Origin of the sequence: Paraburkholderia phenazinium, assembly GCF_900100735.1 — a bacterium.
Lineage (GTDB): Bacteria > Pseudomonadota > Gammaproteobacteria > Burkholderiales > Burkholderiaceae > Paraburkholderia > Paraburkholderia phenazinia.
In genome coordinates, this window is record NZ_FNCJ01000005.1 from 238,788 (window position 1) to 254,705 (window position 15,918).

General features: G+C 63.3%; 15 protein-coding genes. 5 read left to right on the forward strand and 10 right to left on the reverse strand.

The window, feature by feature from the left end:
* The first annotated feature begins 1 nt into the window (after position 1).
* Positions 2-721: a 3,4-dihydroxy-2-butanone-4-phosphate synthase gene (ribB, locus tag BLQ92_RS13810; RefSeq protein WP_090685057.1), complete on the forward strand. Its 720-nt coding sequence runs from the start codon at positions 2-4 to the stop codon at positions 719-721.
* Between the two features lie 144 nt (positions 722-865).
* Here the strand turns inward: ribB and BLQ92_RS13815 are convergent, their stop codons facing one another.
* The 4 genes from BLQ92_RS13815 to glpD all read right to left on the reverse strand — a co-directional run bounded on the left by BLQ92_RS13815 (position 866) and on the right by glpD (position 5,819).
* On the reverse strand, positions 866-1,552 hold the full coding sequence (locus tag BLQ92_RS13815) for an HAD family hydrolase (RefSeq protein WP_090685058.1): 687 nt from the start codon (positions 1,550-1,552) through the stop codon (positions 866-868).
* Between the two features lie 121 nt (positions 1,553-1,673).
* Positions 1,674-2,381 carry an MIP/aquaporin family protein gene (locus tag BLQ92_RS13820; protein WP_090685059.1) on the reverse strand — a complete coding sequence of 236 codons (708 nt, stop codon included), beginning with the start codon at positions 2,379-2,381 and terminating at the stop codon, positions 1,674-1,676.
* A gap of 159 nt (positions 2,382-2,540) precedes the next feature.
* Positions 2,541-4,040, reverse strand: coding sequence for a glycerol kinase GlpK (gene glpK, locus BLQ92_RS13825; protein ID WP_090685060.1), 1,500 nt, complete (start codon positions 4,038-4,040; stop codon positions 2,541-2,543).
* Positions 4,041-4,256: 216 nt separating this feature from the next.
* Positions 4,257-5,819: a glycerol-3-phosphate dehydrogenase gene (gene glpD, locus BLQ92_RS13830; RefSeq protein ID WP_090685061.1), complete on the reverse strand. Its 1,563-nt coding sequence runs from the start codon at positions 5,817-5,819 to the stop codon at positions 4,257-4,259.
* Positions 5,820-5,996: 177 nt separating this feature from the next.
* Between glpD and BLQ92_RS13835 the strand changes: the two genes are divergently transcribed.
* Positions 5,997-6,374 carry a hypothetical protein gene (locus BLQ92_RS13835; RefSeq protein WP_090685062.1) on the forward strand — a complete coding sequence of 126 codons (378 nt, stop codon included), beginning with the start codon at positions 5,997-5,999 and terminating at the stop codon, positions 6,372-6,374.
* Between the two features lie 14 nt (positions 6,375-6,388).
* Here the strand turns inward: BLQ92_RS13835 and BLQ92_RS13840 are convergent, their stop codons facing one another.
* The 5 genes from BLQ92_RS13840 to BLQ92_RS13860 all read right to left on the reverse strand — a co-directional run bounded on the left by BLQ92_RS13840 (position 6,389) and on the right by BLQ92_RS13860 (position 10,251).
* Complete coding sequence (locus tag BLQ92_RS13840) at positions 6,389-7,033, reverse strand: TetR/AcrR family transcriptional regulator (protein WP_090685063.1); 645 nt, start codon at positions 7,031-7,033, stop codon at positions 6,389-6,391.
* Between the two features lie 207 nt (positions 7,034-7,240).
* On the reverse strand, positions 7,241-7,438 hold the full coding sequence (locus tag BLQ92_RS13845; protein ID WP_175772045.1) for a hypothetical protein: 198 nt from the start codon (positions 7,436-7,438) through the stop codon (positions 7,241-7,243).
* Positions 7,439-7,774: 336 nt separating this feature from the next.
* Complete coding sequence (locus tag BLQ92_RS13850) at positions 7,775-8,554, reverse strand: DeoR/GlpR family DNA-binding transcription regulator (protein WP_090685065.1); 780 nt, start codon at positions 8,552-8,554, stop codon at positions 7,775-7,777.
* A 112-nt stretch (positions 8,555-8,666) separates the two neighbouring features.
* On the reverse strand, positions 8,667-8,930 hold the full coding sequence (locus tag BLQ92_RS13855) for a helix-turn-helix domain-containing protein (protein ID WP_244106043.1): 264 nt from the start codon (positions 8,928-8,930) through the stop codon (positions 8,667-8,669).
* 13 nt (positions 8,931-8,943) lie between these two features.
* The gene (locus tag BLQ92_RS13860; protein WP_244896640.1) at positions 8,944-10,251 is read right to left on the reverse strand and encodes a type II toxin-antitoxin system HipA family toxin; all 1,308 of its coding nucleotides are present in this window, start codon (positions 10,249-10,251) and stop codon (positions 8,944-8,946) included.
* A gap of 278 nt (positions 10,252-10,529) precedes the next feature.
* Between BLQ92_RS13860 and BLQ92_RS13865 the strand changes: the two genes are divergently transcribed.
* The 3 genes from BLQ92_RS13865 to BLQ92_RS13875 all read left to right on the forward strand — a co-directional run bounded on the left by BLQ92_RS13865 (position 10,530) and on the right by BLQ92_RS13875 (position 14,224).
* Positions 10,530-12,167 (forward strand): gamma-glutamyltransferase family protein, encoded by a 1,638-nt coding sequence (locus tag BLQ92_RS13865; RefSeq protein ID WP_090685067.1) that lies wholly within the window; start codon positions 10,530-10,532, stop codon positions 12,165-12,167.
* Positions 12,168-12,712: 545 nt separating this feature from the next.
* Positions 12,713-13,540, forward strand: a complete 828-nt coding sequence (locus tag BLQ92_RS13870; protein ID WP_090685068.1) for a ferritin-like domain-containing protein — start codon at positions 12,713-12,715, stop codon at positions 13,538-13,540.
* Positions 13,541-13,702: 162 nt separating this feature from the next.
* Positions 13,703-14,224 carry a hypothetical protein gene (locus tag BLQ92_RS13875; protein ID WP_090685069.1) on the forward strand — a complete coding sequence of 174 codons (522 nt, stop codon included), beginning with the start codon at positions 13,703-13,705 and terminating at the stop codon, positions 14,222-14,224.
* A 35-nt stretch (positions 14,225-14,259) separates the two neighbouring features.
* On the opposite strand, the gene BLQ92_RS13880 is transcribed toward BLQ92_RS13875, so the two are convergent.
* Positions 14,260-15,846 (reverse strand): DEAD/DEAH box helicase, encoded by a 1,587-nt coding sequence (locus tag BLQ92_RS13880; RefSeq protein WP_090685070.1) that lies wholly within the window; start codon positions 15,844-15,846, stop codon positions 14,260-14,262.
* Between the last annotated feature and the right edge of the window lie 72 nt (positions 15,847-15,918).

Genomic DNA, 15,918 nt, shown 5'->3' on the forward strand with positions numbered 1-15,918 from the left:
AATGTCCTTTACTACTTTTCCTGCCCCTTCGACGATTGCGGAAGACGCGTTCGCCGATCTCCCCCTGCTCACTACCGAACCGGTTCCGCCGCGTATCGCCGCTGCCTTGCAGGCTATGCGCGATGGCCGCGCTGTCGTCCTGCAGGACGACCACGACCGCGAGAACGAAGCCGATCTGATCGTCTCCGCCGAGCGGCTCACCAACGAGACCATGGCGCTGCTGATCCGTGAGTGCAGCGGCATCGTCTGCCTGTGCCTGCCCGACGAGAAGATTCGCGCGCTCGAACTGCCGCCGATGGCCGTCAACAACGAGAGCCGCCATGGCACGGCGTTCACGGTGTCGATCGAAGCGCGTGAAGGCGTGACGACCGGTGTTTCCGCCGCCGACCGCGTAACGACGATTCGCGCTGCGATCGCCGATACGGCGAAGCCGGCCGACATCGTCCGTCCCGGCCACGTGTTCCCGCTGCGCGCGATGCCCGGCGGCGTGCTGGCGCGGCGTGGCCACACGGAAGGCACGGTGGATCTGGCGATTCTCGCCGGCCTGAAGCCGGCTGGCGTGCTCTGCGAATTGATGAACCCGGACGGCACGATGACGCGCGGCGCGGACGTGGAGCGCTTCGCGGCGCAACACAATCTGCCGATGCTGACGATTGCCGAACTGGTGGAATTCCGTGAGGCGCTGGCTGCGGCGCGCGAATGCTGCACAGACGAGGTTTGAGCGGCGGGAGAATCCGCACAGCCTGAAGAAACCCGCGCCTGGTCAGCGCGGGTTTTTTATTCCGGCAGAAAGAGCCGCCGCCGAACGCACGTCGACTCGCATCATCCCGCGCTCGCACGATCCTGCACGGATCGACGCTATCTCCTACGACTGCACGTCCGCAAACTCACCACGCACACCTGCGTCGACAAGCGCGGGCAGTTCATCCATATGCTGCATGATTCGCGTCATGCCCATCTTGCGTAGCGCATCCGCGTACCCATCCGGAATATGACTCGCGCCAACGAAGGCGATGGTCTTCATGCCGGCCGCACGCGCGGCGTTCAGCCCGGCGACGCTGTCTTCGACCACCAGGCACTTGGCCGGCTCCACGCCCAGTTGCTGAGCGGCGAACAGATACACATCGGGGTAGGGCTTGGGCCTTGACACCTGCTCGGCGCTGAACACGCGTTCGCCGAACACCTGCTGCAGCCCCGCGCGCCGCACCGAAGCCTGCACGCGCTGCATCCGGCTATTCGATACGACCGCCGCCGGCAGCGACACGCGTTGCAGCGCGTCGCGCACGCCGCCCACGGCGCTCAGCTTCGAGCTCAGCGCCAGTTCGACGTTGTGCTCAACCGTTTCCAGAAAATTTTCCGGCAAGGTGATGCCGAACGACGCCTCGATGCCTTCGAGAAAGCGAGAGGTCTGCTGGCCGAACGCCGTTTTCACGACGCTGGTGAAGTCGAGGCCGGGGAAGGTGGCCGACAGCGTTTCAAGGAGTACGTGGTCAGCGATAACTTCGCTGTCGACGAGAACGCCGTCGCAGTCACAAATGAGATGATCGAGCATGCCGGAACAGGGAGCGAGAGGAACGTGGACCTTTCGGTCCGTGCGCAAACTGAAAGCATCATCATACGTGCTTTGTTGCCGTCTGCGCGAGCCTGCCGTTCGCTCCCGTCCGGTATTAGCTTTAATGCATATGCAGGTACAGCCATGCAGCAGCGGCGCCGCCGGCGAGCGGGCCCAGCACCGGCACCCATGCATAGCGCCAGTCGCTGTCGCGCTTGCCCGGGATCGGCAGCAGCGCGTGCATCAGACGCGGGGCCAGGTCGCGCGCCGGGCTCATTGCATAACCCGTCGGGCCGCCGAGCGAAATGCCGATACCGAGCACCAGCAGGCCGACCGGCAAGGCATCCAGCGCGCCCAGACCGACTTGCGGCGAGGCCAGATACAGCACGCCGAGAATCAGCACGAACGTGCAGATCATTTCGGTCAGGAAGTTATGCGGGGCGCTGCGAATCGCCGGCGCCGTGCAGAACGTGGCCAGCTTGATGTCGGCATCCGTTTCCTTCTCGAAGTGTTGGCGGTACGCCATCCACACGAGGCCCGCACCCGCCATGCCGCCCAGCATCTGCGCCGCGATATAGCCGGCCACCTTGCTCCAGGCGAACTTGCCGGCCAGCGCGAGGCTGATCGTCACCACTGGGTTCAGGTGCGCGCCGCTGAACGACGCCGTGATGAAGACGGCAATGAAGACCGCCATTGCCCAGCCCATCACGATGACGATCAGGTCGGCGCCCTTGCCTTTGGTGCGGGCGAGCAGCACGTTAGCGACGGCCCCGTTGCCGAGCAGCACGAGCATGGCAGTGCCGATGAATTCGGCTATGTAAGGTGACATGATTGGTTCTCCAAAATATATTTGTTAGGGAGGCCGCTGCGGAAGCGGCCTCTCGGCGTCACTGATAATCAATTGCGCGGCAAATTACAGGGTTGATCGCGTTTTGTCGAGGTGTACAGGCTCTACTGGCGAGGGCCTATACACGCAGGCGTGAACCGATCAGGGCGTGTCAGCCCATGCTTTAGCTGCACGGACTGCACGTTGCCAGCCGGCCAGATTGTCGGTGACCTCGCGCGGCTCCATATCCGGCGTGAAGCGGCGATCGAGTGCCCACTGGCTCTGCACTTCGTTGACGTCCTTCCAGTAGCCGACTGCCAGACCCGCCAGATACGCTGCGCCGAGCGCCGTGGTTTCGCTGATCTTCGGACGCACCGTGTCCACACCGAGAATGTCGGCCTGGAACTGCATCAGCAGATTGTTGGCGCAGGCGCCGCCGTCGACGCGCAATTCGCCGATGCGGATGCCCGAGTCGGCTTCCATCGCCTTCAGCACGTCGAGCGACTGGTAGGCGATCGAATCGAGCGCAGCGCGGGCAATATGCGCGGAGGTCGTGCCGCGCGTAACGCCGAACAACGTGCCGCGGGCGCGCGGATTCCAGTGCGGTGCGCCAAGGCCAGCGAAAGCCGGCACAAGGTACACGCCGTCGCCGTGCGGCACCGTGCGGGCGAGCGATTCGATTTCCGACGCGCTCTTGATGATGCCGAGACCGTCACGCAGCCACTGCACCACTGCACCTGCGATAAAGATGCTGCCTTCGAGCGCGTAGTTGATCTGGTCGCCGATCTGCCAGGCGATGGTCGTGACCAGGTTGTTCTTCGATTCGATCGGCTTTTCGCCGGTGTTCATCATCAGGAAGCAGCCGGTGCCGTAAGTGTTCTTCACCATGCCCGAGCGCGTGCACATCTGGCCGAACAGCGCGGCGTGCTGGTCGCCTGCGATGCCGCCGAGCGGGATCTTCGAGGCGAACACGGTGGTCTTCGTGTGGCCGTAGATCTCCGACGAGGCACGCACTTCCGGCAGCATGCTGCGCGGAATGTCGAGCGCCTGCAGCAGCTCGTCGTCCCATTGCAGCGTGTGGATGTTGAACAGCATCGTGCGCGACGCGTTGGTCACGTCGGTGACGTGCAGCTCGTGCTTGGTGAAGTTCCACACCAGCCAGCTATCGACCGTACCGAAGGCGAGGCGGCCCTGGTTGGCCTTTTCGCGCGCGCCTTCGACATTGTCGAGAATCCAGCGGATCTTTGTGGCGGAGAAATATGCGTCGATCGGCAGGCCGGTCTTCGCCCGGACTTTCTCTTCGAGCCCCTGTGCTTTCAGGCCGTCGCAGAAGTCGGCGGTGCGGCGGTCTTGCCAGACGATCGCGTTATAGATGGGGTGGCCGGTTTCGCGGTCCCACACGATCGTCGTTTCACGCTGGTTGGTGATACCGATAGCGGCGATCGAGGTGCCGTTCATCCCCGCACGGGTCACGGCTTCAGCCGCGACGCCTGCTTGAGTCGACCAGATTTCCTGCGGGTCATGTTCGACCCAGCCCGGACGCGGATAGATTTGCTGGAATTCCTTCTGTGCCGTCGAAACGATGTTGCCCTGACGGTCGAAAAGCATTGCGCGCGAACTGGTGGTGCCTTGGTCGAGCGCGAGGATGTACTGATCCTGCATTGTCTCTTCTCCATGTTATGAGTCGCCGGATTGAAGATCCGGCGACGGGAACGGCTTGTTGTTTTTGGATGCTGCAACGGCCGTGGCTTCGTGCATTCCAGATTGCTGATCTGCGCGCCGGAATACGGTGTTTTTGGTGCTTTGCGCGGAGCACGCCTGCGATGGGCGTGCCGTGCTTATGCGTTCTTAAGCGTGCTCATTCATGCTCATGCGTACTCATGCATGCTGGCTGGCGGCCTGCTTGAGCGGCGCGCGCTCGAGCGGTGCGGGCGAGCGTGCGAACCAGTCGTCGATTTCCTTGGTGATGCTTTCCAGCGTGCCTGGCTCGACGTGCAGGCCGAGCTTCGAGCGGCGCCACAACACGTCCTGCGCGCTGCGGGCCCATTCCACGTCGCGCAGATAACGCAGTTCGGCTTCGTACAGGCCCGGCGCAAAGGCGTGGCCCAACTCGTCGAGCGAGCGTGCTTCACCGATCACGTGCTTGGCGCGCGTGCCGTAAGCACGGCCGTAACGATGCGCGAGATCGGCCGGCAGCCAGCCGTACTGCTGCCTGAACTGGGTGAGGAAGCGTTCGAAATTGGCCTGCGGAATATCGCCGCCCGGCAGCGCCGCGCCGGCGGTCCACGCCGGAGCCGGATTGCGCAGCGCGCGGCCGAGTTCGTCGACAGCTTCTTCGGCAAGCTTGCGGAAGGTCGTGATCTTGCCGCCGAACACCGACAGCAGCGGCGCCTCACCGGCCGGGGCGTCAAGCTCCAGGCGGTAGTCGCGCGTGACAGCCGAGGGGTTGTCCGCGCCTTCTTCCTCGAGCAGCGGACGCACGCCCGAGTAGGTCCAGCGTACGTCGCGCGGCGAGATCTGCTGCTTGAAGTAGCGGTTGATCGAGTCGCACAGGTATTGCGTCTCGTCCGCGTTGATCGCCACTTTGGCGGGGTCGTCGCGGTATTCGATATCCGTGGTGCCGATCAGCGTGTAGTCGTGCTCGTACGGGATCGCGAAGATGATCCGCTTGTCCGGATTCTGGAAGATGTACGCGTGATCGTGTTCGAACAGGCGCGGCACGACGATGTGGCTGCCCTTGACGAGGCGCACGCTGTGGTTCGCGTCGCGGCCGAGTGCGCCGTGCAGCAGTTCGCCCACCCACGGGCCCGCTGCGTTCGCAATCGAACCGGCGCGCACATCGAGCAGCGTGCCATTGGCGCGGCGCAGTTGCGCGTGCCATTCGCCGCCGGCGCGCACGGCGCTCACGAGCTTGGTGCGGGTGAGGATGGTGGCGCCGTGTTCCTGCGCGTCGAGCGCATTTAGTACGACGAGACGGGCGTCATTGACCCAGCCGTCCGAGTACACGAAGCCACGCTTGATCGACTCGATCAGCGGCACGCCAGCCGGATGGCGGCGCATGTCGATGCCGCGCGAGGCCGGTAACAGTTCGCGGCGGGCGAGGTGATCGTAAAGGAACAGGCCCGCGCGGATCATCCAGGCCGGCCGCAGGTTCGGCATGTGCGGCATCACGAAGCGCAGCGGCCACATGATGTGCGGCGCGGCGCGCAGCAGCGTTTCGCGTTCCTGCAGCGCCTTGCGCACGAGTCCGAACTCGCGGTACTCGAGGTAGCGCAAGCCGCCGTGAATGAGTTTGGTGCTGGCCGACGACGTATGCGCCGCCAGATCGTCCTGTTCGCAGAGCAACACGGACAGGCCGCGCCCTGCGGCGTCGCGTGCGATGCCGGCGCCGTTGATCCCGCCGCCCACGACGAGCAAATCGTATCTAGAGCCTTGCGTCACCTGCTGTGTCCCCTACGTCATGTAAAGAAAGCTATCGAACCGATAGTGTTCGTTTTCGAACTTTAATGAACATAATCGAAAAAGTAAAGTTCGGCTTGACTGATCGTTTGTCCTGGGTAGTGGCGCGACGCGTCGGCACCGACGATACTCATGGCATTAGCCAACTCGAGGTGAGACATGCGGGGATTGTGGGCAATCGGTGCGGCGGCGCTACTGGCGGGATGTGTGGGCACGCCGAGCCTGAACGGCAGTTTCGGCGCGCCGTCGTTTGCAGCGCTGCAGCAGATCTGCAGCCCGGCGACGCCGGTGGACTACGGCAACGACGCGCAGTCGGTCTATACGACGTTCTATGACGCTTACGTCGCCAACCGGCGCGGTAAGGTCTCTACTGCGGACTACTGCGCCTTCCAGAGCGCGATCGCGCAGCAATACACGACGCTCGGCACGAGCAGCGATCCGCAGGCGCGCAACCAGTGGGTGGCGTTTTTCCTCGATCAGCGCGCAAAGGCGATTAGCTGGCGTGCGGCGGTCGATCCGACTCTGCGCAGTGGTTGAGGGGTGAGTGGTTACTACGGCGCCGGCTGAGGCTGCGCGCCACGCCATAGCATTTTGCGAAGCTGGGCCAACACGGCCTCGCGGGATAGCGCCGGCGTCGCGCCATCCTCCGGCGGCTGTTGCGCCGCGGGCAGCGGTAACTTGTTAGCGAGCGCCAACATCGCAAAGCCGTGCAGGGCCGCCCAATAGGCGTAGGCGATCAGGCTCGGATCGCCCTCCATGCGCCCGGCCGCAACGAGCGGTTCGAAATGCTCGCCCAAGGTGCGCCAAGCGCGGTGCGACGCTGTGGTTAGATCGGGGTGCGCGTTTTCATCCGGCTGTTCGAGATCGAACATCAGACGATAGGCATGGGGTTCATCCAGCGCGAACGTCACGTAGGCCTCGCTGAGCGCCACGCCCTGGTGGCCGGGGGCGGCGGCCTGGGCAACTGCCTCCAGCCGCTGCGCGAAGCGCGTGAAGGCTGCGGCGCGCACCATCGCGAGGATTTCCTCCTTGTCGCGGAAATACCGGTAGGGCGTCATCGCGCTGCAGCCCAGTTCGCGGGCCAGCTCGCGCATCGTCACGCCTTGCGCGCCACGGGTGGCGAACGCGTTCTCGGCGACGCGGCGCATGGCTTCGCGGAACTGGTGAATGTCTTCGTCAGAGAGTGTTTTAGGCATGCCGGATGACGCAGAGGTTCATTGCGTCAATTTACTGCGTAAATCAACCCGGCACAACCACGCAGGAGAATGAATCTCGCGGAGGCGTTGCGGAACTGAAGTGGCGCGCACCGGCGAAGGATGCGCGCCTTACCCCGGCAGGCGGTGCGCAGCGCCGTGCACGAAGTCTGACTGAGCGGAGATCACGCGCCGGAGCAGGCCGGCGCACTACGACAGACGCTTGATCGCCCGGATTGCCGTGTCGCCGATGTCGGTGACGCGCCATTGCTTGAGGCCGGAGGCGAGCTTTTCGAGTTGGACGAGCTGTCGTTCGAGCAGCGCATCCAGCTCCTCCCGATCCATCTCGACCTGATTGGGAGCATCCTTTACGAGCAACAACGTGGCGAATTCATGCGGACTCAGCATCGTTCTCTCCATGTCAAGCGTAATGCGGACTGCCGTGTGGGCGACTGGGCCGGCTCGGTGGCGGGCGCAGTGCGATCCGCTAAAGGATCAGGCGGGAGTGACAGCTGTCACGTCCGGCGCGCAGTGAAAATGGCGTCGGGGAACTGGAGTGTAGTCAACCGCACACTGAACGCCAAATCGTCCCCTGAAAATTTTCCATTTGACAATTGAAGGCTGCGGCGGCGGTCTGGATTGGCGGGCAAATCCTTGATTTCACTCGAAGTTTTGCGTGCGCCGCAGCAAAGAGCCGGAGCGGGCGGCGGCTGGCTAATTCGGCCAGGCGCGCCGCTCCCAGCGTCACTCGGCGATATAGACCTGGGTGCCGGCCGTGGCCAGCGTTTCGGCCATGTCGGCGGGGGGCGCGGCGTCGGTGAAGAGCGCGTCGATCTGGTTCAGATGGCCCTGGCGGACCAGCGCCGGCCGGCCGAACTTGGAATGGTCCGTGGCGAGGAACACCGTACGCGCGTGCTCGATGATCGCCTCGGCCACCCGCACTTCGCGGGTGTCGAAGTCGCGCAGCGTGCCGTCGGTTTCGATGCTCGAGGTGCCGATGATCGCGAAGTCCACCTTGAACTGGCGGATGAAGTCGATCGCCAGTTCGCCGACGATGCCCTTGTCCCACGGCCGCACGATGCCGCCGGTGACCAGCACCTCGCATTCCGGATAGCCGCTCATCATGCTGGCGACGTTCAGGTTGTTGGTGATCACGCGCAGCCCGCGATGGCGGTTCAGCGCGCGCGCCACTTCCTCGGTGGTGGTGCCGAGGTTGATGAAGAGCGAGGCCTGATCGGGGATGTGGGTCGCTACGAGCGCTGCGATGCGCCGCTTCTCGTCATGGAACATCCGCTGCCGCGCGGTGTACGAGACGTTCTCGGAGCTGGTCGGCAGGCTGGCGCCGCCGTGGTAGCGGCGCAGCAGGTTCATGTCGGCCAGCCAGTTGACGTCGCGCCGGATGGTTTGCGGGGTGACGTCGAAATGAGCAGCCAGGTCATCCACGGTTACGAAGCCGTCGCGTTGCACCCACTCGAGCAGTTCCTGTTGACGTGCGTTGAGGGTCAGGCGGGGGTCTCGGGTCATGTGTCTCGGGTCAAGTGATTGCGCCGGCGCCGGGTGCGGCCGCCAGCACCAGGAGCGAGCGTTGGTTTTACGGTGAGCTATTGTAAGACCAAGTGCGGGGTTGTCCGCCCTGTTAGCTTGAGGTCGGCGAAACGGATGCGTTCCGCCTGATCGGGACGAATCCAACCTGGAGGCCGAAGAGCTTTGCAACGCTGTTGAGCGAGTCGACGGTCGGATTTCCGGCCCCGCGCTCGATGTCCTGGATGACCCGGCGGCTGACGCCCCGGTGCGCGGCGAATTCCGCCTGGGTCAGGCCCGTCATTTTGCGCATCGCTTTCATGGCATCGGGAATGCTCATGCCACCCCGCTCGATCATTTCGTAGAAGGCGCGGCGCATGGCGTCCTGCTCTTCACGGGTGGGTCGGTTCCGGCGGGGCATGATGAATCTCTGGCGGTTGAAGGGCTTTCAGTTGTCGGACCTGCGTATCGATGTGCGGTGTCAGGAACTCTATGATGTCGTGGTCGACGCCCTGCGCTTCCATGATGTCGGCCAGGCGTTCGATCTGGGCGGCGAAACGGCTCAATCCCAGGGCGAGCGTTTGGCGTTCTTGATCAGGCACAGGCAGCGCGGCAAGCACGTCGGCCCAGTCCGTGAGCTCGACCCGCGTGTCAGGCCGATACCATCTCAACGCACGTGGAATCAACTCGGGGTCCAGGTACATCGGCGCGAAGTCGAACAGCGGTGTGAGCCCAACTTTGCCTTCGACTATCTGCACGGCTGTATTGCGCGCGTGATTGTCCGTGTTGCGCATTGCGAGGTTGAGCACGTCCCGCTTGATGAATTCGAGCGTTTCGACTGATGGATCGGTCACCACCTTGCGGATCCCGGCCACGACCTCGAAGAGGCTCGGGCGTCGATCAAAACCGGGCAGCCCCAGAATGGATGCCACGCTTTCCTGATGAAGGCGCATGACTTTCCCGCCGCTCGCGATCCGGTCAAAGCGCGGGATCAGCAGGATGTCTCCGTGAAGGGTCGGCAAGTCCGCGTGCGTGCGGATACCCAGCGTGGCGGCCACGCGCATGTACGCCGCTTCGTTGCGAAGGACCTTGTCGTCGGCCGCGCTATTCCCACGCGGCAGTTTCGCTATCAGATGCTGGGTCGCGTCGGCATCAGGCAGGGTGGCATCACCGTGCAGTAGGCCCTTTTTGTCCCGGGTTAGCAGATATTTCGGCGCCGCACCCTGGACTCCTGTGGTGCCGGTGCCCAGCATCCCGTGCAGGAACATCCTTTCCTTGAATTCGGCGCTGCGCTCGGCGACGTCGTCGATTGTCAGGCCGGGCAGACCACGCGCGTCCGGGTGTCGCGCGACGTGTGCCTCAAAATAGTCGACTGCCTCGGCAACCCGGATTCGGCCAACCGGATTGAAGGCGCCCGCGCAGATCAGCGGAAAGTCGGCGTCAGGGCCATCCGCCAGTTCCAACTCGCCCAGCAGGAAGCGACGACCGCCCCCCTGTGGAACGAGGTCGTAGAGGAAGGCGGGCATGGTCCGGGCCGTGCGGATCTCCATATCCACCGGCTCGACCAGTGATACTGGGGCGTGCGCATGCTCCACGGCGTACATGACCGGAAGATTCCACTGGCAAAGGCCGTTGTTGAGCTCAATCTGCGCGCAGTCGATCCAGCGGTCGTCCAGGAATATCTGCAAAGTGCATTCCATGAGCTGGCTCCTTAAGCATCATAAATGTAGCACAATGGGGCGATAGATGACGTATACGCTTCTTATAAGATGCTTTTTTGACGAATTCAGTAAGTAAAACGCACTCGCTACTACAGGCTCACTACGTCTATTCAGCCCGTTTCTGCATTTATTCATTTGATAAATGAATTTGTTTTTTTGCCCGGTTCGCGCTGCAATCGAAGGTCCTTTCCGTGCTGCTTTTCTAATGGCGCCGGCGGATTTCCCGCGCCGGGCCACGCTCTCCGAGAGTTCCCTATATGACCCGCTTCGACTGGCAAAACCCCTATCCGACACCGCGCCTGCCGGTGTTCGCGCGCAATATCGTTTCGACTTCGCATCCGCTTGCCGCGCAAGCGGGCCTGCGCATGCTATGGAAGGGCGGCAACGCGGTCGATGCGGCGATCGCGGCGGCAGCGGCCATTACCGTCGTGGAGCCGGTCTCCTGCGGCCTGGGAGGCGATGCGTTCGCGCTCGTGTGGGATGGGGCGAAGCTGCATGGCCTGAACGCGTCTGGGGTGTCTCCGGCGGCCTGGAACGTCGACTACTTCAAGCGCAAGTACGGCGAGAAGAACGGTCTCGCGAAACAGCCCAAGCGCGGCTGGGATGCGGTGACGGTGCCGGGCGTGATCGCCGGCTGGGAGGCGTTGCACCAGAAGTTCGGTTCGCTGCCGTTTGCCGACCTGATGGAGCCGGCCATTGAAATCGCCGAGCGCGGTCATGCGGTGGCGAGCATCGTCGCCTACAAGTGGGCGGCGGCCGTGCCCGAATTGAAGGACCTGCCGGGCTTCGCCCAGACCTTCATGCCGCGCGGCCGGGCGCCGGAAGTGAGCGAACTGGTGCGCTTCCCCGGGCACGCCAAGACGCTGCGCAAGCTCGCTGAACTCGGTCCGCGCGCCTATTACGAAGGCGAGATCGCCGAGCAGATCGCCGCGTTCGCGCGTGAGGGCGGCGGCGCAATGACCGTTGCAGACCTGCGCAACTATCGCGCGGATTGGGTTGAACCGATCGGCAAGGCGTATCGCGGCTACACCGTGCACGAAATTCCGCCGAACGGCCAGGGTATCGCCGCGCTGATTGCGCTCGGCATCCTCGAAAAATTCGACGTGGGTTCGCTCGCGGTCGATAACGTCGAATCGCAGCATCTGCAGATCGAAGCGATGAAGCTCGCATTTGCCGACGTCTATCGCTACGTCGCGGATCCGCGTTCAATGGACGTCACGCCTGAGCAGATGCTCGACGATGCCTATCTGAGCTCGCGCGCGAAACTGATCGATCCGAAGCGCGCGACGCAGTTCGATTTCGGCATGCCGAAAGCGGGCGGCACGATCTATATGTCGGTGGCCGACGAGCGCGGCATGATGGTGAGTTTCATCCAGTCGAACTACATGGGCTTCGGCTCCGGCATCGTCGTGCCGGATACCGGCATTGCACTACAGAACCGCGGTTGCGGTTTCTCGATGGACCCGAAGTCGCCGAACGTTGTCGCAGGCGGCAAGCGGCCGTTCCATACGATCATCCCATCTTTCCTCACGCAACAGGTCGACGGCAAGCAGGAAGCGGTGATGAGCTTCGGCGTGATGGGCGGCGACATGCAGCCGCAAGGTCATCTGCAATCGATCGTGCGGATGCTCGACTATGGCCAGCAACCGCAGGCAGCGTGCGATGCGCCGCGCTGGAAGGTGAACCGCGATTTCAGCATCGACATCGAAGCGACGCTCGATGCGAACACGGCGCGCGCGCTCGAGAAACTCGGCCATACGATCAAGTCGGTCGACGATCCGTACATGGATTTCGGCTCCGGCCAGTACATCTGGAAGCTCGATCGTAACGATCCGGAACGCGGCTATGTGGCGGCGAGCGACAGTCGTCGCGATGGTCTTGCCGCGGGCTTCTGATCTGGCCTGAACCTCGCGCCTGGCGCGAACCGGCCCCAAGCGGGCCACCGACCCAAGGCTATGCCGATTGCGTGAAACACGCCGGCGCATCGGCATAGCCAGGCGTCCTGGGCCGTTCGGTCTGCTAATCGGACCGCTCGCCAATGACATCCGCGCGCATTGATCCGGATGTTCATCCGCGTTGACCTTCGACAAACTTTCGTACGTGGCCTCGATCGCCCCTCAGGCCACCGAAACCTTACCGCACCTTGCTCGCCGGCCCCTAGATCGATGCCCCGGCAGCCCCTGCCACGCTGCTTTCGCGATGCATCGCGCCCTCCTTGTGTTGGATTGGAACATTTCGACTATCTTGCGGCCGGAACTGCTGAGCATGGGTCTGGTCTGTGCTGAGTTATCTGCAGAGTTGCGGAACACCAGCTAAGATGCAAGATACAAGGGGTTAACTCTAATTCAAGGCGCTGTATCGAAACAAAAGCAGCCTGGCGAAACGCAAGTGGTTCTAGGCACGCTCCATCAGTCGATACAGCTTTCGGAGCAAGAAACAAATGCACACTGAGCGTAACCATGTGATGCCCTGGCGGATTGAGGACATTGACCTCAGCCGGATCGACCGGCAGCGGGCCGTGGCCAACGAAGATCTGCTGCTTCTGCTGTGCGCGGCCTCGTTCATTGAAAGCGGTACGGATCTCTACACCAGCAATCTGAGCACCTTCTTCAACGGCGACCCGGAAGTGTCGGCCTGGCTCAACAACGAGTGGGAGCCGGAAGAAATGCAGCACGGCCGGGCCCTGAAGACGTATATCGCTTACGTGTGGCCGGAGTTCGACTGGGATACGGCCTTCCGCAATTTCTTCGAAGAGTATTCGAAGACCTGTTCCGTCGAAGACTTCGAGAAGACGCGTGCGCTTGAAATGGTTGCACGCTGCGTGGTTGAAACCGGCACGGCAACCTTGTACCGCGCGATCGGCGAGTGCTCGGACGAGCCGGTGCTCAAGCAGATCACGGACAACATTCGCACTGACGAAGTCCGTCACTACAAGCACTTTTTCAAGTATTTCAAGAAGTACAACAAGATCGAAGGCAACGGTCGGCTTGCGGTGTTCGGTGCGTTGATGCGTCGCTTGATGGAGATCAAGAACGAAGACTCGGAGATTGCGTTGCGCCATGTGTTCGCGATCCGCTATCCGGAGCGCGTGCACGACTCCGCTTACAACCGCGAACGTGCGGCACGCATCAATACACTCGTGCGTCGCAATCTGTCGGCCGACATGTGCGTGAAGATGCTGCTCAAACCGCTCGACCTGCCGGCACGCATTCAACCCGGCGTGCATTATCCGCTCGCGAAGATCACGCAGCATGTATTCTTCCGTTGATGACGGGTGCCATGCGCGTGCGACTCATTGAGCGGGTCGGTTGGATCGTCCTGGCGCTCTGAGCTTGCGAACGTATGAACGAATGGCCCGCCGCGCGCGGGCCATTCGTATTTTCACAGTCTGTATTTCGATTCAACACGATCGACCCACCGGAGTCCGGCGATGACCGATTCTGTATCCAGACGCCCGCTCGACCAGGACGTATTCGACGAATGGCCGGCTGCGGCGCGCGCCTTGTTCGACGGCAGCTCGCTCGGGAGCAAGACCGGCTTCACCGCGTCGTTGCTGACCACCGACGCGAACGGTCACGTGCGTACTTCGCTGCTGGGTGTGGGCGAGTTGTACGCGCCCGATTCGCGCACGCTTTGCATTGCGCTATGGCCGCAATCGCGGGCTGCAGGCGTTCTGACGCGCAGCGGCCGTGGGGCGCTGACGTTTGTCTGCGAAGACGCGTTCTATCAGGTGCAGTTGCAGTTCGAGCCGCTGGCGTCAGCCGACGGCAGCAGTAGCGGGCTGGCCCACTTTATCGGCTTCATCGATACGGGTGAAACGCAACGGGTTCGCTACGCACGCCTGACGGGTGGCATCACGTTCGAATTGGGGGAGGAGAGTGAGGCGGTGCTCGACCGGTGGGAACAGCAGATCGAGCACCTGAAGCAGGCCGCCGCAGCGGCCCGCTCGTGACGCGGATGAGGCTCGGCGGCTAGCGCCGCCTACGCTTAACGTCCGCGCTGACCGCCGTTGCGCGGCGGCTGCGAGCTACGCGGTGCATCGCCACGCGGCTTGGCGCCGCCCAGCAACGCGCCCGGATTGCCGCCTTGCGGTTTGGCCTGAGCCTGCGGCTTGCGCGGCGCATGCGTGGCGCCGGCGCCGTCATGCGTGGCAGGCCCGGGCTTGCCGTGATGGCGAGTGGTCTCATGGCGCGGATTGTCCTTGCGCGCTTGCGGCTGGCTCGGCGCACCGGCCGGCTTGGCGCCTTGCGCTTTGGCCAGCTGGCTGCCCGCCGGGCGCTGCCCCGAACGCTGTGCGGGTTTGGCCGCGCCGCCATCGCGACGCGTACCCTCGCCCCGCGGCGCACCTTGACCCTGACGCGGCTGACGGCCACCGCCGCCGCCGCCACCGCCCTGGCCACGGCGCAGGATCGGCTCCGGCTTCGCGTTCGGATCCGGTTCAAATCCGGCGATCACTTCTTGCGGCACCGCGCGCTTGATCAGCTTCTCGATGTCCTTGAGTAACTGCAGTTCGTCGACGCAGACCAGCGACACCGCTTCGCCTGTCGCGCCAGCACGGCCGGTACGGCCGATACGGTGCACATAGTCTTCCGGCACGTTCGGCAGGTCGTAGTTGACCACGTGCGGCAACTGGTCGATGTCGATGCCGCGTGCTGCGATATCGGTTGCCACCAGCACCTGCAGCGTGTTGCTCTTGAACTCGGCGAGTGCGCGCGTGCGGGCCGACTGGCTCTTGTTGCCGTGAATCGCGAGTGCGCTGATGCCGTCCTTGGTCAGTTGCTCGGCAAGGCGGTTCGCGCCGTGCTTGGTGCGCGTGAATACCAGCACCTGAAACCAGTTGTGTTCCTTGATGAGGTGCGTGAGCAGCTCGCGCTTCTTGTCGCGGTCCACCGGGTGGATCTTCTGCGCCACCGACTCAGCCGTCGTATTGCGGCGTGCCACTTCGATCAGCGCCGGCGAATCGAGCAGGTTGTCGGCGAGCGTCTTGATCTCGTCGGAGAAGGTCGCGGAGAACAGCAGGTTCTGGCGCTTCGGCGGCAGCTTGGCAAGCACGCGCTTGATGTCGTGGATGAAGCCCATGTCGAGCATGCGGTCGGCTTCGTCGAGTACGAGAATCTCGAGATGCGACAGGTCGATGGTCTTCTGCTGCATGTGATCGAGCAGACGCCCGGGCGTGGCCACCACGATATCGATGCCGCGACGCAGCGCATCGATTTGCGGATTGATGCCGACACCGCCGAACATTACCGTGGACTTGAGCTTCAGGTACTTGCCGTAGGCGCGCACGCTTTCCTCGACCTGCGCTGCGAGTTCGCGCGTCGGCGTGAGGATCAGCGCGCGGACCACGCGCTTGCCGGCGGCCGTGGTGACCGGCGGCATGGTGTTCAGACGCTGCAGGATCGGCAGCGTAAAGCCGGCCGTCTTGCCGGTGCCGGTCTGCGCGCCGGCGAGCAGGTCGCCGCCGTTGAGCACGGCCGGAATCGCCTGCAGCTGAATGGGAGTAGGGATGGTGTAGCCGAGTTCGTGAACAGCACGGACCAGCGGTTCGGACAAGCCGAGGGAATCAAAAGACATAAAAACTCTTTGCAATGCAGTATCGCGAAACGGCGAACGCGCGGCCAAAAAAGCGCGCTTCGGGGCTTAAGC